The 18,160-nt window shown below is 73.8% G+C and carries 18 protein-coding genes and 1 pseudogene; 9 read left to right on the plus strand and 10 right to left on the minus strand.

Features of this window, described 5'->3' with window-relative positions; translation table 11 throughout:
* The first annotated feature begins 124 nt into the window (after positions 1 to 124).
* Positions 125 to 442, plus strand: coding sequence for an L-rhamnose mutarotase (locus ABD54_RS09195; RefSeq protein WP_047869013.1), 318 nt, complete (start codon positions 125 to 127; stop codon positions 440 to 442).
* A 45-nt stretch (positions 443 to 487) separates the two neighbouring features.
* Here ABD54_RS09195 and ABD54_RS09200 read toward each other — a convergent pair whose 3' ends face one another.
* Positions 488 to 1,123: a hypothetical protein gene (locus tag ABD54_RS09200; protein ID WP_047869014.1), complete on the minus strand. Its 636-nt coding sequence runs from the start codon at positions 1,121 to 1,123 to the stop codon at positions 488 to 490.
* 58 nt (positions 1,124 to 1,181) lie between these two features.
* On the opposite strand from ABD54_RS09200, the gene ABD54_RS09205 reads away from it, so the two are divergent.
* A complete protein-coding gene (locus tag ABD54_RS09205) occupies positions 1,182 to 1,466 on the plus strand; it encodes a hypothetical protein (protein WP_047869015.1) in 285 nt (94 codons plus the stop codon).
* Between the two features lie 86 nt (positions 1,467 to 1,552).
* Here ABD54_RS09205 and ABD54_RS09210 read toward each other — a convergent pair whose 3' ends face one another.
* Positions 1,553 to 2,770: an MFS transporter gene (locus ABD54_RS09210; protein WP_047869016.1), complete on the minus strand. Its 1,218-nt coding sequence runs from the start codon at positions 2,768 to 2,770 to the stop codon at positions 1,553 to 1,555.
* A gap of 265 nt (positions 2,771 to 3,035) precedes the next feature.
* Here ABD54_RS09210 and ABD54_RS09215 point away from each other — a divergent pair, with 265 nt between their 5' ends.
* Positions 3,036 to 3,788, plus strand: a complete 753-nt coding sequence (locus ABD54_RS09215) for a thioesterase II family protein (protein ID WP_047869017.1) — start codon at positions 3,036 to 3,038, stop codon at positions 3,786 to 3,788.
* Between the two features lie 274 nt (positions 3,789 to 4,062).
* On the opposite strand, the gene ABD54_RS09220 is transcribed toward ABD54_RS09215, so the two are convergent.
* Positions 4,063 to 5,898, minus strand: a complete 1,836-nt coding sequence (locus tag ABD54_RS09220) for a glycoside hydrolase family 13 protein (protein WP_047869018.1) — start codon at positions 5,896 to 5,898, stop codon at positions 4,063 to 4,065.
* Positions 5,899 to 6,337: 439 nt separating this feature from the next.
* Between ABD54_RS09220 and ABD54_RS09225 the strand changes: the two genes are divergently transcribed.
* Positions 6,338 to 6,859 (plus strand): GNAT family N-acetyltransferase, encoded by a 522-nt coding sequence (locus ABD54_RS09225; protein ID WP_047869019.1) that lies wholly within the window; start codon positions 6,338 to 6,340, stop codon positions 6,857 to 6,859.
* Between the two features lie 100 nt (positions 6,860 to 6,959).
* Here the strand turns inward: ABD54_RS09225 and ABD54_RS09230 are convergent, their stop codons facing one another.
* Both ABD54_RS09230 and ABD54_RS09235 read right to left on the minus strand, forming a co-directional pair.
* Positions 6,960 to 7,841 (minus strand): aldo/keto reductase, encoded by an 882-nt coding sequence (locus ABD54_RS09230; RefSeq protein ID WP_047869020.1) that lies wholly within the window; start codon positions 7,839 to 7,841, stop codon positions 6,960 to 6,962.
* Positions 7,842 to 8,104: 263 nt separating this feature from the next.
* On the minus strand, positions 8,105 to 8,986 hold the full coding sequence (locus ABD54_RS09235; protein WP_047869021.1) for an aldo/keto reductase: 882 nt from the start codon (positions 8,984 to 8,986) through the stop codon (positions 8,105 to 8,107).
* A 171-nt stretch (positions 8,987 to 9,157) separates the two neighbouring features.
* On the opposite strand from ABD54_RS09235, the gene ABD54_RS09240 reads away from it, so the two are divergent.
* The gene (locus ABD54_RS09240; protein ID WP_047869022.1) at positions 9,158 to 9,559 is read left to right on the plus strand and encodes an ACT domain-containing protein; all 402 of its coding nucleotides are present in this window, start codon (positions 9,158 to 9,160) and stop codon (positions 9,557 to 9,559) included.
* 20 nt (positions 9,560 to 9,579) lie between these two features.
* On the opposite strand, the gene ABD54_RS28510 is transcribed toward ABD54_RS09240, so the two are convergent.
* Complete coding sequence (locus ABD54_RS28510) at positions 9,580 to 9,747, minus strand: hypothetical protein (RefSeq protein WP_200904072.1); 168 nt, start codon at positions 9,745 to 9,747, stop codon at positions 9,580 to 9,582.
* 25 nt (positions 9,748 to 9,772) lie between these two features.
* Here ABD54_RS28510 and ABD54_RS09245 point away from each other — a divergent pair, with 25 nt between their 5' ends.
* Positions 9,773 to 10,297 carry a CGNR zinc finger domain-containing protein gene (locus ABD54_RS09245; RefSeq protein ID WP_047869023.1) on the plus strand — a complete coding sequence of 175 codons (525 nt, stop codon included), beginning with the start codon at positions 9,773 to 9,775 and terminating at the stop codon, positions 10,295 to 10,297.
* 61 nt (positions 10,298 to 10,358) lie between these two features.
* Here ABD54_RS09245 and ABD54_RS27140 read toward each other — a convergent pair.
* Positions 10,359 to 11,153: pseudogene (locus tag ABD54_RS27140) on the minus strand (IclR family transcriptional regulator C-terminal domain-containing protein); the annotation flags it as partial.
* A gap of 223 nt (positions 11,154 to 11,376) precedes the next feature.
* Between ABD54_RS27140 and ABD54_RS09255 the strand changes: the two are divergent.
* From ABD54_RS09255 to ABD54_RS27855, 3 genes are all read left to right on the plus strand, one after another.
* Positions 11,377 to 12,045: a sulfotransferase family protein gene (locus ABD54_RS09255; RefSeq protein ID WP_047869025.1), complete on the plus strand. Its 669-nt coding sequence runs from the start codon at positions 11,377 to 11,379 to the stop codon at positions 12,043 to 12,045.
* 397 nt (positions 12,046 to 12,442) lie between these two features.
* Positions 12,443 to 13,228 carry a 3-oxoadipate enol-lactonase gene (pcaD, locus tag ABD54_RS09260; RefSeq protein WP_047869026.1) on the plus strand — a complete coding sequence of 262 codons (786 nt, stop codon included), beginning with the start codon at positions 12,443 to 12,445 and terminating at the stop codon, positions 13,226 to 13,228.
* The gene (locus tag ABD54_RS27855) at positions 13,225 to 13,368 is read left to right on the plus strand and encodes a carboxymuconolactone decarboxylase family protein (RefSeq protein ID WP_152692025.1); all 144 of its coding nucleotides are present in this window, start codon (positions 13,225 to 13,227) and stop codon (positions 13,366 to 13,368) included. The genes pcaD and ABD54_RS27855 overlap by 4 nt, the downstream gene beginning before the upstream one ends.
* 117 nt (positions 13,369 to 13,485) lie before the next feature.
* On the opposite strand, the gene ABD54_RS09270 is transcribed toward ABD54_RS27855, so the two are convergent.
* From ABD54_RS09270 to ABD54_RS09280, 3 genes are all read right to left on the minus strand, one after another.
* A complete protein-coding gene (locus ABD54_RS09270) occupies positions 13,486 to 14,322 on the minus strand; it encodes an SAM-dependent methyltransferase (RefSeq protein ID WP_047869027.1) in 837 nt (278 codons plus the stop codon).
* A 122-nt stretch (positions 14,323 to 14,444) separates the two neighbouring features.
* Positions 14,445 to 15,179, minus strand: a complete 735-nt coding sequence (locus tag ABD54_RS09275; RefSeq protein WP_047869028.1) for a hypothetical protein — start codon at positions 15,177 to 15,179, stop codon at positions 14,445 to 14,447.
* Positions 15,176 to 18,160: DEAD/DEAH box helicase (locus ABD54_RS09280; RefSeq protein ID WP_047869029.1), on the minus strand; the 2,985-nt coding region annotated here is incomplete at its 5' end. The genes ABD54_RS09275 and ABD54_RS09280, both read right to left, overlap by 4 nt.

Genomic DNA, 18,160 nt, shown 5'->3' on the forward strand with positions numbered 1-18,160 from the left:
GGCGCACGGAAACCGGGCCCGGGCGACTCCGCCCGGCCCGACGTGCCGCAATACGTACAGCTTCGGGCGGGCCAGTCACGTTCTGTCGCGCCTCATCCGTATCCGTCCCACAGGAAGGACGTCCGTGCAGCGCGTCTGCTTCATCCTCAAGGTCCGCAGGGACCGCCTCGCCGAGTACCGGGAACGGCACGCCGAGGTGTGGCCGCAGATGCGCGAGGCCCTCAGCGCCGCCGGCTGGCACAACTACTCGTTGTTCTGTACCGAGGAGGGCACGGTCGTCGGCTACCTGGAGACCGAGGACTTCGAGGCCGCCCGCGCCGCCATGGCACGGACCGAGGTCAACGCCCGCTGGCAGGCCGAGATGGCGCCGTTCTTCGAAGGGCTGCCCGGCCGTCCCGACGAGGGCATGGTGCCGCTGACCGAGGTCTTCCACCTCCCCTGACGGGTGGGCGGACCGGCGCCGGTCCGCCCAGCCGGGCGTTCGGGGTCACTCGGCGGGCAGGTCCACGCGGATCTCCCCGCCGAGCGCCGCGCCGCCCTGCAGTTCCAGGTCGTCGCCGCTCCAGAACCGCCCCGGGTCGTAGTACCCGGGCAGTCTCCCAGAGGGCAGCAGGCCCATGGCCTCGTAGGTCAGGGCGATCACCTCGGCGCAGTAGGCCGTCTCCAGCGCGCGCTCGCGCGCGCCCCGCCCGAAGGGAAGCTTGCGCAGCGGCAGGCGTCCGCGCGCCCAGCGGGCGGCCATCTGGGTGGTGGAGGGGAAGGGGGTGCCGTTGAGCCGGGCGACCGTGCGCAGGGCGGCGTCCTCCATCGCGTCGTCCGCCAGGGGGTCGAGCTGGCGCAGCCAGCCGCGCTGGCCGTACTTTCGGCCCCACACCAGGACGGCGTCGCGCAGGTCGTGCAGTTGTACGCCGCGCTGGTGCCTGCCGGTCCACGCGTCGGGCAGGGACCGGCCGAGTTCGGCGTGCCACATCAGCGGCGGCAGGTCCTCGACGACGATGGACATGCCGACGTGGTTGACCGGGCTGTTGGTGGTGATCTGGATGGCGCGGTCGGCCGCGCTCGTGCCGCGGAAGACCCAGACGTCACCGGTCCGGGTGAGCTCCAGCGCCTCGTTCAGGGACATGCTCGTGTCTGCCACACCCACTAGCCTAGGGAACATGCGTTGGTGGAAGGCCCTTGGAGTGGCCGCTTTCGTGGGCGTCGCGGCGACCGGCGCGGTGATCGCGCGGGACCAGCGGCAGCGCCGTGCCTACACCCCCGAACAGGTCAGGGACCGGTTGCGCGAGCGCGCCGCCCAAGCCGAGTCCGCCGGGACGGACGAGGCGGTCGGAACGGCCGTGGAACCGGGGGAGGACCTCGGGGTGCCCGTGTGGCGCCGTCGGCTGTCCGGGCTGGCCGCCGGGGTGCGGCGTTCCGCGGCGGCGGCCCTGGGGCTGGTGAGGGGCCGCGTCGACCGTTCGGTCTGAGGCGGCCCGGCGGGGAGGACCGGCGTCAAGCCTCCCCCCCCCGCGGCGGGCTGGAAAAGCGTGCGGCCGGTGTGTCCCGTGTGCCGTCAGAGCGCGGCGGCCGGTCGGTCCGGGTCGGCCAGGAGGGAGACGCCGGGAACGGCCAGCGGTACGAGCGTGGTCACCAGCCCGGCCACGGCCGCGCCGACCAGCACGGGGCGCGGCCCCACGGTTTCGGCCAGGGCCCCGGCCAGCGCGTACCCGACCGGTTCCAGCGCGAAGCTGCCCACCTCGTCGATGCTGATCACCACGCTGAGCAGGTCCTGGGGGATCGCCCGTTGCAGGGCGGTGTACCAGTACACGCCCAGGAGCATGAAGCCCGTGCCGGTGGCGGCGTAGCCGGTCAGCAGCAGCCAGGCGGGCACGGTCGCGGCCAGGCACAGCAGAACCAGCGGGTAGACGAGTACGCCCGCCAGGGAGACCAGGCCGGGGCGCGCCGGGTTCCAGCGTGCGGCGACGGCCCCGCCCAGGAGCTGGCCCGCCGACAGGCACGACAGCGCCAGCCCGTAGACGGGCTCGGCGTAGGAGTCGGCGACCACGATCGGCAGCAGGGCGAACCCGGGTGCGAGGGTGGTCGGCGCCTGCACGGTGGCGACCGCGATGATAGCCACCACCCAGGGCCGCCGCACCACCTCGCGCAGCCCCGCCCGGAAGTTCGCGCCCATCGTGGCCCCGGAGCGCTCGGCGGACGGCGCCGCCTCGCGCACCAGCAGCAGGACGGCGCCGCCCACCGCGAAGGCGGCGGCGACCAGCGCGAACACCGCCCGCGCCTCCAGGGCGGCGAGCAGCACTCCGGCCACGGCGGGGCCGGTCACGCCCATGCCGCGTCCCACGACGTTGCGCAGGGCGTTGGCCTCCCGCAGCCGGTCGCCGGGGACCAGCAGCGGCACGATCGACCCGGCGGCGGGTTTGCTCACCGAACCGGCCGCGCCGCTGGCCGCGGCCAGGCACACGAACCAGGCGGCGGAGTCGGGGCCCAGGGCGAAGCCGAGCATGACCGCGCACTGGGCCAGGTCGCCCGCGGCCAGGGCTGTGGACTTGCGGACCCGGCTCACCAGGGCGCCCGACAACAGGGTGCACAGGGATCCCGCCACACCGCGCGCGCCCAGGACCAGGCCCAGGAGCAGCGGTCCGTGTCCGGCCAGCACCAGGCCGACCACGGCCACGGGCAGCATCGCCGAGCCGAGTTCGTCGGCGCCCCTGCCCGCGAGGAGGAGGCGGAACCCCCGGTGGCGCAGGGTCGGGGGCAGCGCACGCGCACTCATCGGGGCCTCCTCGGGAAAGCCCCCAGTGTGCCGGTGGCCCCCGAGGCCCGGCGAGTGGTTTTTCCGGCCTCCGCGGGGCGGAAGCGGTTCCCCGGCGGGGCCAGGTGTTCCGGTGCGTTCCACGGGTAGCGGGTCGTGTTCCAGCGCGGGGCGCGTTCACCTGCAATGCGACTGTTGTTACCGGCTGGTACTACCGACTGGTAGTTTTGCTCTGTTGCGGTGGCCGTACGGCCGCACCCGGACACGGACAGCGAGGAAACAGGCAGTGCACGAGGGCGTCCTCATCCGGCCCCGACCCGTTCCCCGGGCAGGCTTCCGGATCTTCCTGCTGCACCACGCGGGCGGATCCTCCCTGGGCTACCGGCCCTGGGTGCGCCACTTCCCGGCCGACTGGGAGGTGTGCCTGGTGGAGGCGCCCGGGCGCGGCCGGACGGCGGCGGAGGAACCCTTCCGCGACGCCGGAGAACTCGCCCGCCACCTGCGCGCGCACCTGGCCCCCGAACTGGACCGCCCCTTCGGGTTCTTCGGCCACAGCATGGGCGCGCTCCTGGCGCACGAACTGACCGCCCTGCTGGCCGCCGACGGCCCCGCCGACCCCGCTTGGCTCGGGGTGTCGGCCTGGAGCCCGGCTCCGGGGCCCGAGCACGACGATCCCCGGCACCTGCTGTCCTCCGAGCGGCTGCGTCGGAGCATCGCCCGCATGGGCGGGACCGCCGTCGGTTCCCTGGACGACCCCGAGCAGTGGAAGCTCGTGGAGCCGCTGATCCGCGCCGACCTCGAACTCGTCGACACCTGGCGCCCGGATCCGGACGCCCCGCCGCTGCGGACGCCGCTGTCGGTCTTCGGCGGCCGGGACGACCACGGCGTCACGCCCGAGCGCCTCGCCGCCTGGGAGGGCCGCGCCTCGGGGCCGGTGGAGCGCCACATCCTGCCCGGCGAGCACTTCTACTTCGTCGGCCGGACCGGCGACGTGGTCGCCAGGATCGTCAAGGACGTCCAGGCCGCCCTGCCCCAGTGAGCCCGGGGGTTACCCGCCCTGTGGCGGTCGGGGAGTCGGAAGGCGCGGCGGGCACTGGCTCTCCCGGTGTCCCTCCGTGCCCGGACAAGGCGAAGCGGGGCCGCGAGACGTGCTACCGGACCGTTCGTCGTCAGCCTCATCCGACCGCGCCTCCCACGCACGGCCGTCATCGCCGCCCGTTCCCGAGCCCGGCCGCCCCGCCACCCGTTCCACCCCTCTCCCCGGCTCCTGCCGGGGCGGCGCGGAACCCGTCACGCAGCCCCGGTCCGGTGCGTCAGCTCCCGGCCGCGATGACGTAGCCGGGCCCGTCCGCCGCCAACTCCACCCGCTCCGAACCCTCCAGGACCGCCCGGGCCCCGCCGCCCCGGGCGAGCACCTCCAGGCCCGAGACTTCCAGGTCGGCCAGGGCCGCGGACAGCCCCCCGTGCGGTCCGTCGGCCAGGTGCACCAGTACCGTCCGGCCTTCGAGCGAGCGCAGGAACGTCATGTGGTGCGGCCCCGCGTCCAACCAGCGCAGGCCGCCGGTCTGGAGCGCGGGCAGCTCCCGGCGCAGGGCCAGCAGCCGGGTGTGCGCCTCCATCGTCCCCGTATCCCACGTCTCGGGCCGGTGCCAGGGCATGGGCCTGCGGGCGTTCTCCCCGTCCACGCCCTCCATGCCGATCTCGTCGCCCGCGAACACGAACGGCACGCCGGGCAGGGTCACCTGCGCCGCCACCCCGACCTCGTGCCGATCGGCGTCGCCGCCCACCACGGTCCGAAAGCGCGTCGAGTCGTGCGTGCTCAGCGCGTTCACGCTGTGCGTCAGCACCCGCCACGGCAGCCCGGCGTTGGTCGCGCGCATCGCCCGCACCGCCTGTTCGGCGCCGCCGCGCGGCAGCGGCGAGTCCGTGCGCAGGTAGCGCACGTGCTCGGGCGCGGTGTTCAGCCAGGTCCACACCGGCCGGGTGAACCCGGCGTAGTTCATCACCCCGTGCCACCCGTCGTGGTGGGTGTCGGGGCCCGCGTCGTGGAAGTGCTCGGCCAGCAGCCACGAACCGTCGCCGCCCCGCCGCTCGTCCACCTCGCGCATCCGTGCCGCGATCTCCCCGGAGACCTCGCGGTTGAGGTCCTGCGCGCCGTTGCGCCCGGTCATGTTGGCCACGTCGACGCGCCATCCGTCCAGCGCGTCCGGCCCGGTCAGCCAGCCCACGAGCACCGAGTCGTCGGCGCCGTAGACCCGGCGCCGCAGTTCGGCCGAGGAGTAGTCCAGCTTGGGCAGGCTGGGCACACCCAGCCAGCCCACGTAGCCGTCCGGGTGGTCGGTGAAGTGGTAGAACCCCGCCTCGGCGGAGTCCGCGTCGGCCCGCGCCGCCAGGAACCACTCGTGGGCGTCCCCGGTGTGGTTGGTGGTCAGGTCGCCCATCACCCGCATGCCGCGTTCGTGCGCGGCACGTGCCAGCTCCCGCAGGGCCCGGTCGCCGCCCAGCAGCGGATCCACCTCGGAGAAGGCGGCCGCGTCGTAGCGGTGCGTGGAGCGCGCAGGGAAGACGGGGGTCAGGTAGACCACCTCCACGCCCAGCGCGGCCAGGTGGTCCAGGCGGCGGCGGACCCCGTCGAGCGTGCCGCCGAAGTACTCGCGGGTCGCGGTCAGCCCGAAGGCGGAGGGCTCGTCGTCCCAGGAGCGGGGCAGCGCCCAGTCGGGGTGCTCGGCCGGGGGTTCGACGGAGTCGTCGTCGCGGGCGAAGCGGTCGGGGAAGATCTGGTAGACGCTCGTGCCCGGAACCCACGCGGGCGGCGGGGGACCGTCGATCAGCCGGAAGTCCGCCGCGTCGGTCACCTCGTGCCCGTGGACGCCCTCCTGGTTGAGCCAGGTGTACTCGGTGCCGCGCACGATCGCGAACCGGTAGTTGGTCACCACCGGACGCAGCGGTACGTCCGCCTCGAACCAGACGGCTCCGTCAGACGCGTGCGTCCTCTCGGCACGGAAGGTGACGGCCTCTCCGTCCTCCACCACGCGGGCGTAGACCGCGTCCGCGTCCCCGGGCACGCGCACGCGCAGCCTCGCCCGGCCCTCCCCGACGCTGACGTGGTCGGGAGATCCGTCGTGGTGGGGGTCGCGGACGAACTTCATGGGGCGGCTCCTGGGCTGCGGGGTGCTGACACGTGAGCGGACCCCGCCGCGCGGGCGGCGGGGTCCGGTCCGGACTGGTCAGTATCGCAACGGGAGTCGGGCGTCGCGAATCCTTCTGCGCCAGTCCGGGTCTTTTGTAGCGCCTTGTTCGCCGGCGGTGTGCCGCGCTTTCGGTCCGAGGGGGCGGGGCGGCTCCGCGGGCGGGCCGACGGGCTCTTGAGGGGACCGCATGTCTGGGAGCGCTCCCAGGCGTGCTGGACACCCTAACGGCCGCGATACGGGGTGTAAAGGGTTCGTGACGGACCGGTTCACGTCCTGTTCGCGGGGACCGGTGTCCGGGGCCCGCGGCCGGGGTGGCGGGCCCACCCCTCCGGCCGGATGCCGAGTCTGTTGCCCTTCCCCCCTGTCGTGGTGGTTTGTCGCGGGTTACGGTGGTGGCATGAGCCTTGAGTTGTCGACCGAACGACTCCTCATCCGGGAGTGGCAGCTTGACGACGCCGAGGAGGCCCTGCGCATCTACGGGGCCGACGAGGTCGCGCACTGGCTGACGCCGGAATGGCATCCGGTGCACGACACCGACGCGATGCGCCTGGTGCTGCACGCCTGGGTCGAGGCGGGGCCCAACCTGATTCCGCCCGCGGGACGCTGGGCCATCGTCCGCGAGGAGGACGGCCAGCTCGTGGGAGGGCTCTCACTCAGGCTCCTGCCTCCCTTCGAGGAGGACTTCGAACTGTCCTGGGCGCTGCGCCCCGACGTGTGGGGCCAGGGGTACGCCACCGAGGCCAGCCAGGCCATCATCTCGTGGGCGTTCAAACAGGGCATCGAGGAGGTCTTCGCGGTCGCGCGCCCCAACAACGAGCGGGCGATCGCCGTGGCGCGCAGACTGGGCATGGAGTGGGTCGGCGAGACCGAGAAGTACTACGGCATGCGCCTCCAGGTGTTCCGCATGCGTCCGAGCTGAACGGGACGAACGGTCCGCCGTCGGCCCCCGTGCGGCAGCGGACGCCCCGGACACGCGCGGCCCCGCCGGGAGACCGGCGGGGCCGCGCGCGTCCACGGGCTCAGCCGTCCAGGAACTTGGCGATGCGCTCGGTCTCGGACTCCGACAGCCTGATCGCGGCGGCGGCCGTGTTCTCCTCCAGGTGAGCCACCCGCGACGTGCCCGGGATCGGCAGCATGACCGGCGAGTGGTGCAGCAGCCAGGCCAGCGCCAGTTGCGCCGGGGCTACCCCGTGCTCCGCGGCCAGCGGGGCCAGCGGCGAGTCCGGCCCCGCCAGCTCGCCGCGCCCCAGCGGCGCCCAGGGCAGGAAGGCCGTTCCGTCCCTCTCGCACTGTTCCAGCACGTCCTCGCACTTGCGCGCGATCGGGCCGTACCAGTTCTGCACCGACGCCACAGGCGTGATCGCGCGGGCCGCCGAGAGCTGCTCCAGGGTCACCCCCGTCATCCCGATGTGGCGGACCTTGCCCTGTTCGCGCAGCTCCACCAGGGCGCCGAGCTGGTCGGCCAGCGGTACCCGGGTGTCGATCCGGTGCAGCTGGAGCAGGTCGATCCTCTCCACGCCGAGGTTGCGCAGGCTCAGCTCCGCCTGCTGCTTGAGGTACTCGGGGCGGCCCAGCGGGTGCCACTCACCCGGCCCGGTGAGGGCGAAGCCCACCTTGGTGGTGATGACCAGGTCGTCGGTGTAGGGGTGCAGCGCCTCGCGGATCAGCTGCTCGCTGATCTGGGGGCCGTAGCAGTCGGCGGTGTCGATGAAGTTCACGCCCAGTTCGACCGCGCGCCGCAGCACGGCCAGGGCCTCGTCGCGGTCGCGGGGCGGGCCCCACGCCCCCGGGCCGACGAGCTGCATCGCGCCGTAGCCCAGGCGGTGCACCGGCAGGTCGCCGCCGATCACGAGGGTTCCCGACTCCCGGGCGTTGTGCGGTGTGGTGTCTACGTCGGTCACGAGGGTTCCTTCCGGACGGCGCTGGGCCGAACATGCGGAGCCGGGGCGGGACCGATACGGCGACGAGCGAGACCGGGCCACCGGCGATGTCCCGGGAACGATCTCAGCGGGTGGGGACCGTTGCAAGCAACCACGGGGCGCGTCGGAGCCCGATCCCGACTCCGCGCCGCACCCGTGGGGGAGGAAGTCCGTCAACGGTGCTTTCGTCCGGTGCCCGCCGCCGCGCACCCGGGGTCCGCGGCACGGCCCCGGCGCCGCCCGGATCAGGTGCCCAGGTACTGGCTGATGCGCTCGGTCTCGGCATCGGTCAGCCGCACCGCGGCGGCGGCCGTGTTCTCCTCCAGGTGAGCCACCCGCGACGTGCCCGGGATCGGCAGCATGACCGGCGAGCGGTGCAGTAGCCAGGCCAGGGACAGCTGTACCGGGGTCACCCCGTGTTCCGCCGCCATCGCGCCCAGCGGGGAACCCGGCCCCGCCAGCTCGCCGCGCCCTACCGGTGCCCAGGGAAGGAAGGCCGTTCCGTCCTTCTCGCACTGTTCCAGTACGTCCTCGGACTGGCGGAAGGACGGCGCGTACTGGTTCTGCACCGACGCCACCGGGGTGATCGCGCGGGCGGCCGACAGCTCGTCCACGGTCACCTCGCTCAATCCGATGTGGCGGACCTTGCCCTGTTCGCGCAGCTCCACCAGGGCTCCCAGTTGGTCGGCCAGCGGTACCTCCGGGTCGATCCGGTGCAACTGGAGCAGGTCGATCCGTTCCAGCCCCAGGTTGCGCAGGCTCAGCTCCACCTGCTGCTTGAGGTACTCGGGGCGGCCCAGTCTGTGCCACTGCGCAGGGCCGGTGCGCGCGAAACCCGCCTTGGTGCCGATGACCAGGTCGTCGCTGTAGGGGTAGAGCGCCTCGCGGATCAGCTGCTCGCTGATCTGGGGACCGTAGGAGTCCGCGGTGTCGATGAAGTTCACGCCCAGTTCGACCGCGCGCCGCAGCACCGACAGCGCCTCGTCGCGGTCGCGCGGCGGCCCCCACACCCCCTCGCCGACGATGCGCATCGCTCCGAAGCCCAGGCGGTGCACCGGCAGGTCGTCGCCGATGGCGAAGGTTCCCGACTCCCTGGCGATGTGTGGTGTGGCGTGTAGGTCGGTCACGTTGTCCCTTCCGGACGGCGCTCGGGCCGTGTGCTCAGAATTCCAGGCTGGGGGCCGCCGCAGGGTCCCCGTGTGCGCGGGTTGGCGTCCCCGGCGGTGTTGCGGGCAGGATCTCAGGAGGCGGTACACGCCCGCAAGGCGCCGCGGGCGCGCGGAGGGAGGGGGAAGCGGGTGGCCGGGGAGCTGGAGCGGTTGCTGGCGGGAACGCGGGTCCGAACGCGGTCGGGCGTTTACGTCTTCACCACCGTGCCGGACCGCGCTTCCCTGCCGGAGGGGGTGCGTCCTGTGGCCACGGTGGTCGAGGACGAGGCCCTGACCGTGGTGTGCCCGCGCCAGGAGGCCGACGCGGCCGGGCTGCCCTACGACGGCGCGGCCGCCTGGATCACGCTGGAGGCCCCCGCCGGAGCGCGCGAGGCGGCGCTGGTGGCGGCGGTGGCCGCCGCGCTGACCGGAGCCGGTCTGCCGTGCGACGTGGTCTCCGGCTTCCACCACGACCACGTGTTCGTCCCCGAGGAGGCCGAGGAACGGGCGGTGGCGGTGCTGCGGGCCCTGCTCGGCTCCGAGGAGGACTGAGCCCACACCACCGCGCCGACTCATCCCCGCCCGGGGCCGATCGAGGCCAGGTCGTCCTGGAGCAGCCCGAAGGCCCGGGTCAGGACCACCCTGCGCCCCCCGCACGCGCAGCGCTGGTAGGCGACGACGCCCTCGCTGGTGGTGTGGTCCGATTCGGTGGTCCAGCGGTGTTCGTGCCGTGTGTGCATCGGGCCAGTCTGGTGTAATGGCATTATGCATCTCAACCCTTACGGCCGGGATCCGGTGACCCTGGCAGTGGACCTGGTCAACCGGCCGCTGATCGGCGTGGTGGACCTGGAGCGCCGCTGCGCGGAGGTGGGCTTCCTCCTCGAACGCCCCGTGGGGGAGGACGACGTGGCCGCCGTCGGCGAGTTCCTGAAGCGCTGGACGCGAGTGGTCGACGCCACCGACGCGCCCGCCCGCGCGGAACGGCTCAATCCGCTGCTCATCGAGTTCTCCGCCGCACCGCGCCTGACCGACCACGCGGGTACCGGATGGCACCTGCACTACCGCCCCGACCTGCTGCCCGCCCACCGTCAGGTGGCCGCGCTGGTCTCCGTCGGCACCGCCCTGCACCTGACCGGCCGGGGCATGGACCGGCTCGGCCGGTGCGCGGCGCACGGCTGCGACCGCGTCTACGCCGACTTCTCGCGCGGCGGACGCCAGCGCTACTGCTCGTCCGCCTGCGGCAACCGCGACGCCGTCCGGCGCCACCGCGCCCGAGCGGCCCGGCCCTGACACGCGGCCCGGGGCAGGGGGAGGCGGACCGGCCCGCCGCCCCTGCCCCGGCGAAGCCGGAGCCCGCGTCGCGGCGCGCCACCGAGGCCAGGTCGGCCCCGATGCGCGCGGTGGTCTCCAGCAGCGCGGGCAGGAGGTCGCGGCGCACGTCCTCGACCGAGGCCCGGTCGGCGTGGACGGACACGTTGGCGGCCGCGATCACCCGGCCCGACCCGTCGCGGACGGGTGCGGACAGCGAGCGCAGGCCCTCCTCGAGTTCCTGGTCGACGATGGGGTACCCCTGCCCGCGCACCCGCTCAAGCTCGGCGCGCAGCCCGGCCGGGTCGGTGATGGTGAACCGGGTCAGCGGGGCCGGCTCCAGCCTCGCGAGGCAGGCGTCCAGGTTCCGGTCGTCGTGCCCGGCCAGCAGCACCCGGCCCATCGAGGTGGCCGAGGCCGGGAAGCGGGTGCCCGCCCGGATGGCCACCGCCATGATCCGCGAGGTCGCCGCACGCGCCGCGTAGAGCACGTCGTCTCCCTCCAGCACCGAGACCGAGGCGGACCCGCGCACCCGGCCGGACGGGTCCTCCAGGTGGGGTCGGGGCACGTCGGGCAGCCCGGCGGAGGCCGCGTAGGCGTAACCCAGCTCCAGCACGCTGGGTGTGAGCGAGAACAGCCTGTCGTCGGTGCGCACGTATCCCGGGTCCACCAGCGTGAGCAGGAAACGGCGTGCGGCGGCGCGGGTCAGGCCGGTCTCGCGCACGACCTCGCTGAGCGTCATGGAGCGCCGCTCGGCGGAGAAGGCGCGGATGACCGCCAGGCCGCGCTCCAGGGACTGCGCGAAGTGGGCTCCGCGGACCTCTTCTTCGGTCGGCATCTGCTCTTCCCGGTCCGGTTGCGGGGGCGGCTGGCCGCGGCCCCGAAGGTTCTCACACCCGTCGGGCGGAGCCGCGGGGCCCGTTCACGGGCATCGCCGGGCCGCCGCCGTCCGGATGCCGGAGACGGCCCCTCATGTCCAGTGTGTTCGTGCTAGAACGGAGAGTGATCAGGGGCGGTCCTGCTCTGGGCGCCGAACCCTGGGAAGACCGAGGGGGACGAAGGTGGACGTGATCGGAGCGGGCTTCCCGCGCACTGGAACGACGTCGGTGAAGGCGTCGCTGGAACGACTCGGCTTCGGCCCCTGCCACCACATGTCCGAGGTGATGTCCTCCACCGAACTCGCGGGCCGCTGGGCCGCGATCACGGACACACCGGCCGGGGAGGTGGACTGGCCCCGACTGCTGGAGGGCTGGCGCTCGGGCGTGGACTGGCCGCTGTCCTTCTTCTGGCGCGAGCTCGTCGAGGTCTTTCCGCACGCGAGGGTTCTGCTCACCGTCCGCGACCCGCACCGGTGGTACGAGAGCATGCGCGCGACCATCTTCGAGATGGTGCGCGAAATCGGGACCGACCCCCGCGTGGCGGGGGTACCGCCCCAGATGGACAAGATCGGGCTCCTGCTCCAGCGCATGTGGCTCGCGCACTTCGGTGTGCCGCCCGGTGAGATCCCCGATGAGGCGACCGCGGTGGAGGCCTTCGAGCGGCACACGGCCCGCGTGGTCGCGGAGGTACCGGCCGACCGGCTGCTGGTGTACCGGGCCGGGGAGGGGTGGGAGCCCTTGTGCGCCTTCCTGGGCGCCGACGTCCCCGACGAGCCCTTCCCCCGCCTCAACGACACCGAGGAGATGCGCGCGAAGCACGAGAGCTGGCGGCGAGGCGAACCGGTGAACTGACCGGACCCACCTCTGCCCGGGCTCCGCGCCGCCTGGTTCCCTCGCCGCTCCACCCAGTCCTGGCCCCGGGCCCTCGTGGCGCGTCGGCGGGCGGTCGACCTCTCGCGCAACCCCTCCACCGCAGGCACCCTGCGGTCCTCATGCTTGTCTTGGCCGCGTTCGGGAACGGCTTTACCCTCGTAGCGATGATGTTCGCTCTGAGAACATCCATTCGCTGGTCGAACGGGGGTGCTCCACGATCGTGCCCCCGACGAGGACGCCGACCCGAGGGTGCGCCCCCCGGCGCACCGAGGGCGGCCGGATCGCCGAACTGGCCGGGGCCCCGGGCGGTCCTGCGGGGCGGTCGGCACCGGCCGCACGGGAACCACCGACGAAGACGAAGGAGCACGAGGATTCGATGAGCGTTGACCTGCACCACACCGAGAGCGGACCGGCCGACGCGCCGCCCCTGCTGCTCGGCGGCTCCCTGGGCACCACCACGCGGATGTGGGACCCGCAGGTCGAGGCCCTCTCGACCGTATTCCGGGTGATCCGCTTCGACCACCGCGGGCACGGTGACTCACCCGTCCCCCGGGGTCCCTACAGCATGGCCGACCTGGGCGGCGACGTCATCGCGCTGATGGACCGGCTCGGCCTCGAACGCGCCCACTACGCGGGGCTGTCCATCGGCGGCATGGTCGGCCAGTGGCTGGCCGTCCACCACCCCGAACGCATCGACCGCCTGGCCCTGCTGGCCACCTCCCCCCACATGGGCCCGGCCCGCAACTGGCGGGACCGCGCCGCGCTGGTGCGCGCCGAGGGCACCGGGGCCGTTGCGGACTCGGTGGTGGAGCGCTGGTTCACCCCGGCCTTCGCCGGGGACCGCCCGGCCGAGGTCGCCGTGCTGCGGGAGCAGGTCGCCGCCACCGCGCCGGAGGGGTACGCGGGCTGCTGCGAGGCCATCGAGACCCACGACGTGCGCGAGGACCTGCACCGGATCAGCGCGCCCACGCTGGTCGTCGCCGGGGCCGACGACCCCTCCACGCCGCCCGTCGGCAACGCCGAGCTGATCGCCGAACGCGTCCCCGGCGCCCGCCTGGTGGTACTGGAGGAGGCCGCGCACCTGCTGTCCTGGCAGCGTAGCGCCGAGGTCAACAACCTGCTCACCCAGCACTTCGGGTCCGACGGGCGCCACGGAGCGTGAACCCGGGTGCGCCGCGCAGCGGGCTCAAGCCAGACGAGATCGGCGAGGCGCTCCTCCAGGCCGCCGTCTACCGCGGAGCGCCCGCCGTGGACCGGGCATTCGGTATCGCCCGGGAGGACTTCGCCGAACAGGACGGGTAGCGGTGAGGAGCGCTGGTCAGGGTCGTGCGCTGACCAGCGCCCCCGCGCACCCGGCCCGACGCCCACCGGGGTCCTCCTCCCGGACTGACCCGGTCGGGCACGGGCCCGGCCGCCGGGTCAGCGCTTGAAGGCCACGCCCGCCAGTTCCCACAGCTTGACCTTGGGGTCGGCGGGGCGGTGGACGGGGTCGGTGTCCGGGTGGCGCCAGGTGGCGCAGTCCACCGCCCGGGGGCCTCCGTCCCGTCCGTCGATCCAGGGGCTGGCCAGTTCCAGGCCGCCGAAGACCGCCGAGGCCTCCTCGGGGCTGCGCACCCGGCCCCAGGGGGTGCCGAAGGACAGGATCTTGTCGGTCATCCACGCGGCGGAGGCCGGGTCGTCGGAGACGATGTGGGAGGAGATCAGGCACGAACCCGGGGCCAGGCGGTCCATGAGGGCGCGCACCATGCCGAAGGGGTCGCTGGCGTCGGGGATGCAGTGCAGCAGCGAGACCAGCATCACGCACACGGGCAGGTCGGTGTCGATGAGCCTGGTGGTCTCCGGGGAGTTCAGGATCTCGTCGGTCTCGCGGATGTCGGCCAGCAGGAACGAGGTCTGCCCGCTGTCGCTGATCAGCGCCCGGCCGTGCGCGAGCACGATGGGGTCGTGGTCGACGTAGACCACCCGGGCCCGAGGGTTGGCCTGCTGGGCCGCGTGGTGCGTGTTGTTGGCGGTGGGCAGCCCTGCTCCCAGATCGAGGAACTGCTCCACCCCCTGGGCCGCCACGTGCTCCACCGCGCGCGAGAGGTAGGCGCGGTTGTCGTTGGCGAAGGCGACCAGTTCGGGGATGCCGTCCGCGAGCGCTTCACAGGCCTTGCGGTCGGCCTCGAAGTTGTCCTTTCCCCCCAGCAGGTAGTCGTACATGCGTGCGATGCTGGGGGTTTCCATGTCGATGTCGGGGGGGAAGTGATCGGCCATGAAGGATACCAATCCGAAGAAGTGACGAGGCGAGTTCTCTGGCCGAATGGTAACCGTGATCCCACGACCTTGTGGAGTTTTCCGCAACAAAGTTCGAAGTACGTATTCGGTGTCCTATAAGCTCACGTTCCGGTCCCTGTTCGCGGTTGTCCGAAACCGGGCAGATCATCGGCCACGATCCCGGGGGCCGCGGCCCTGACGCGCTCGCCGGAGCCCTCCGGAGGGCTCGGCCGGGCGGGAAGCGCGGGCGCGGACCAGAACGCGGCGGCCGAGCCGGGGTCTACCGGGGGCGCCGGGGGAGTCGGTCCGGCGGCGGTATCCGATGCCGCTTCTCCGTCATTTTCCCCGATTGTCGTCTCTTCGCCCGAAAATCCTTTTGCGGTGGACGTGGAAAACGCTTTGACCTGCGCCACGAGCGCGCGCCGCTCCCGGCCCAGCCACCGGGTGAGCACGAACGGGTCGCGGTCGGACTCGGCACCCAGTTCCGCCACCGCCGCCACCAGGTGCGCGCACCTGGAGTCCCACCGGTCACAGGAGCAGGTCGCCACCAGCGCGTCCCACCCGCTCGGCACCAGGTCCCACCCCAGCAGTGAGAACACCCGGGCCGCCGCCACCGGCAGCTCACCGGCCAGGACCCGGGCGCGGAACACCGGCTGGGAGGCCAGCGCGGCGCACAGGCGCTCCCACTCGGCCTCCGGCGGCACCGTGCGGATCAGGCTCACCTCGTGCGCGCCCGGGCCGCGCACCCGCCCCGCGACCTCGCCCGGACGCACCGACAGCCGCTCCACCCGCGCGCTCGCGGCGGCCGGGCCCGGCTCCCCCAGGGCCCGCGCGAACAGCGGCGACCACGCGCTCACTCGGCCACCGCCTCCGGGGAAAGCCGCACGACCTCGCGCAGGTCCCGCACCGACAACCCGGTCAGCCACGCCTCACCGGTGGCCACGGCGCCGTCGGCCAGCGCGCTCTTGCGCTCGATCATCTCGTCAACCCGCTCCTCGACCGTGCCCACGCACACCATCTTGCGCACCTGCACGTCCCGCCGCTGGCCGATCCGGAACGCCCGGTCGGTGGCCTGGTTCTCCACCGCCGGATTCCACCACCGGTCCACGTGCACCACGTGGTTGGCCGCTGTCAGGTTCAGCCCCGTCCCGGCGGCCTTGAGCGAGAGCAGGAACACCGCGGGGCCCTCCATCTCCTGGAAGCGCTGCGTCATCTCCTCCCGCTCCGCCCGCGTCGTGCCCCCGTGCAGCCACAGCACCGGCACCCCCAGACGCGAGCGCAGGTATGGGGCCAGGCGCTCGCCGAAGCGCGCGTACTGGGTGAAGCACAGGGCCTTGTCGCCCTCTGCCGCGGCCGAGGCCAGGATCGCCTCCACCCGCTCCAGCTTGCCCGAGCGCCCCGACAGCGCCGAACCGTCCCCCAGGAACTGCGCCGGGTGGTTGCAGATCTGCTTGAGCCGCGACATCGTCGCCAGCACCAGCCCCTTGCGCTCCTTCTCGGTCGCCTCGGCCAGCCTCTCACCCATCTCGTCCACCACCGCCTTGTACAGCGAGGCCTGCTCCGCAGTGAGCGTGCACCAGGTGCGCATCTCCAGCTTCTCGGGCAGGTCGGAGATGATCGACCGGTCGGTCTTGAGGCGGCGAAGCACGAACGGCCCGGTCATGCGGCGCACCAGCGCGGTGTCGGGCCCCTCCCCGCACTCGACCGCCCGCTCGAAGGCCGCCGCCGTGCCCAGCAGCCCCGGGTTGGCGAACTCCATCACCGACCACAGCTCGCCCAGGTTGTTCTCCACCGGTGTCCCGGTGAGCGCGATACGCGTGGAGGCGGGCAGCGACCGCACCGCCCGGGCCTGCCGGGTGCCGTGGTTCTTCAGCGCCTGCGCCTCGTCGCACACCACCCGGTGCCAGGGCATGCCCGCCAACTCCTCGCTGTCACGGGTGACCACGCCGTAGGTGGTGACGACCAGGTCGCACGAGCCCACCAGACGGGCCAGGGCGTTGCCCGAGGGCCGGTCCGGGCCGTGCTGGACGTGCACCCGCAGCGAGGGCGCGAACCGCTCGGCCTCGCGGCGCCAGTTGCCCACGAGCGAGACCGGGCACACCAGCAGGGTCGGCCCCGGCGCGGGTCCGCGCAGCCGCTCGTCGGTGAGCAGGGCCAGCAGCTGCACGGTCTTGCCCAGTCCCATGTCGTCGGCCAGGACCGCGCCCAGCCCCAGCTCGCCCAGGAAGCGCAGCCACGACGCGCCCCGGTCCTGGTAGGGGCGCAGCGAGCCCTGGAAGCCGGACGGCGTGCCCATCGGGCGCGGCTGGGCCTTGGCGCCCCCGTCCAGCAACGCGCCCAGCGGACCGGAGGCGACCGCGTCGGTCACCGGCAGGGGGGCGGCGCCCTCCACCCCGATGGCCGTGCGCAGCGCCTCATCGGTGCGCATCCAGTGGCCGCCGCGCCGTTTGACCAGGTCCAGGGTGGCGCTGATCCGCTCTGGGTCCACCTCCAGCCAACGGCCGCGCACGCGCACCAGCGAACGCTTGAGGCGGGCCAGTTCGGCGAGTTCGGCCAACTCGTCCTCGCCGAGCGGTACGGACTCCTCGCCGTCGCGCCCCTGGAGCAGCGCCTCGAAGGACACGTTGACCAGCTCGGAGGGGCCCAGCCCGCCGCCCCTGCGTCTGCGGGGCGCCTCCTCGACCGCCACCCGCAGACCCAGCGCGGGCCTGCCGCGCCACTCGGGCAGGACCACTCCGAACCCGGCACCGCTCAGCCGGGCGGCGCCCTCGGCCACGAACCGCTCGGCGTCCCCGGTGCCCATCAGCAGCCGGGCCGGGGCCAGGTCGCGCAGCGCGCGGCGCAGCGGCGGGTGGTGGCGCGCGGCCCGGCGCAGGTCGGACAGGGCGGTGGCGCCCACGTCGGCGGGCAGCCAGGCGGCGCCCTCGCCCCGCCACACCTGTTCCAGTGGCAGGCGAAGGCCGGGGTCGCTGACCGAGCGCACCCAGAACTCCAGCGCCCAAGGCCCTGCGCGGTCGGGTTCGCGCAGCAGGAACAGCAGCGCCGCCCGCCCCGCGCCGCGCACCCGCGAACGCCACTCGCGCAGGGGCCCGCGCAGCCGGGCGGCGGTCTCGGTGTCGATCCCGCCCGGGTCGCCGGTGAGCGCGGCGGCCAGCCGCTGGCCGGGGGCCGCCCCGTCGCCGGAGGACTGTTCCGGGCCGGTCCGGGCCCGGTGCGCGCGGCGGGGACGCGCCAGGCGGCGTGCCGCCGCGTCGGTGAGCAGTTCCAGGGGTGCGAGCACGCAGGCCCGGGCGACAGCGTCGGGCGGCTCCCCGGGAAGATGGGCACGGGCGGAGGGCGGCAGGGCGCCGGTGAGCGCGGACAGGTGCTCCTCCGCCCAGTCCAGCGGCGCGGGCCGCCAGCGGGCCCGGGCGGGATCGCCCACCAGGTCGGGCAGCACGCACCCGGACGCGACCAGGAGTTCGGCGAAGTCGCGGACCGCGCGCAGGTGGGCCAGCGAGGGGCCGGAAGCGGTGTCGGGCAAGTCGATCGCGGGTGCTGCCAGGAGGGTCTCGGCGGAGGCGGCGTCCAGCCGTAGGGCGGGCACCCGCCAGGCGTGGAAGGCGGCCGGGGCGGTGCCGGGTGCGCGGGTGGAGGAGAAGGGGGCGGAGGTGTCCCCGGGCAGGGACAGGTCCAGGGTTTCGTGCGTGACCGCGCATGCTCGGGTCCCCGTGCCCGCCCTGTTGCCCGCGTCCGACAGGAGCGCGCGCAGTTCGTGGGCCTCCAGTGCGAACGGGTGCGGGCGCGCACGGCCGTGGGCGCGCTCTGCCGGGGGTGGGGCGGAGGCGGCGGTCTCGTC

Origin of the sequence: Nocardiopsis sp. RV163, assembly GCF_001029525.1 — a bacterium.
GTDB classification, from domain to species: Bacteria; Actinomycetota; Actinomycetes; order Streptosporangiales; family Streptosporangiaceae; genus Nocardiopsis; species Nocardiopsis dassonvillei.

Bases quoted from the DNA above. Each gene is read 5' to 3' on its own strand.
- ABD54_RS09200 (WP_047869014.1), bottom strand. From the start codon at position 1,123: ATGTCCCTGAACGAGGCGCTGGAGCTCACCCGGACCGGTGACGTCTGG.
- ABD54_RS09210 (WP_047869016.1), bottom strand. From the start codon at position 2,770: ATGAGTGCGCGTGCGCTGCCCCCGACCCTGCGCCACCGGGGGTTCCGC.
- ABD54_RS09220 (WP_047869018.1), bottom strand. From the start codon at position 5,898: ATGAAGTTCGTCCGCGACCCCCACCACGACGGATCTCCCGACCACGTC.
- ABD54_RS09225 (WP_047869019.1), top strand. From the start codon at position 6,338: ATGAGCCTTGAGTTGTCGACCGAACGACTCCTCATCCGGGAGTGGCAG.
- ABD54_RS28510 (WP_200904072.1), bottom strand. From the start codon at position 9,747: ATGCACACACGGCACGAACACCGCTGGACCACCGAATCGGACCACACC.
- ABD54_RS09245 (WP_047869023.1), top strand. From the start codon at position 9,773: ATGCATCTCAACCCTTACGGCCGGGATCCGGTGACCCTGGCAGTGGAC.
- pcaD (WP_047869026.1), top strand. From the start codon at position 12,443: ATGAGCGTTGACCTGCACCACACCGAGAGCGGACCGGCCGACGCGCCG.
- ABD54_RS09270 (WP_047869027.1), bottom strand. From the start codon at position 14,322: ATGGCCGATCACTTCCCCCCCGACATCGACATGGAAACCCCCAGCATC.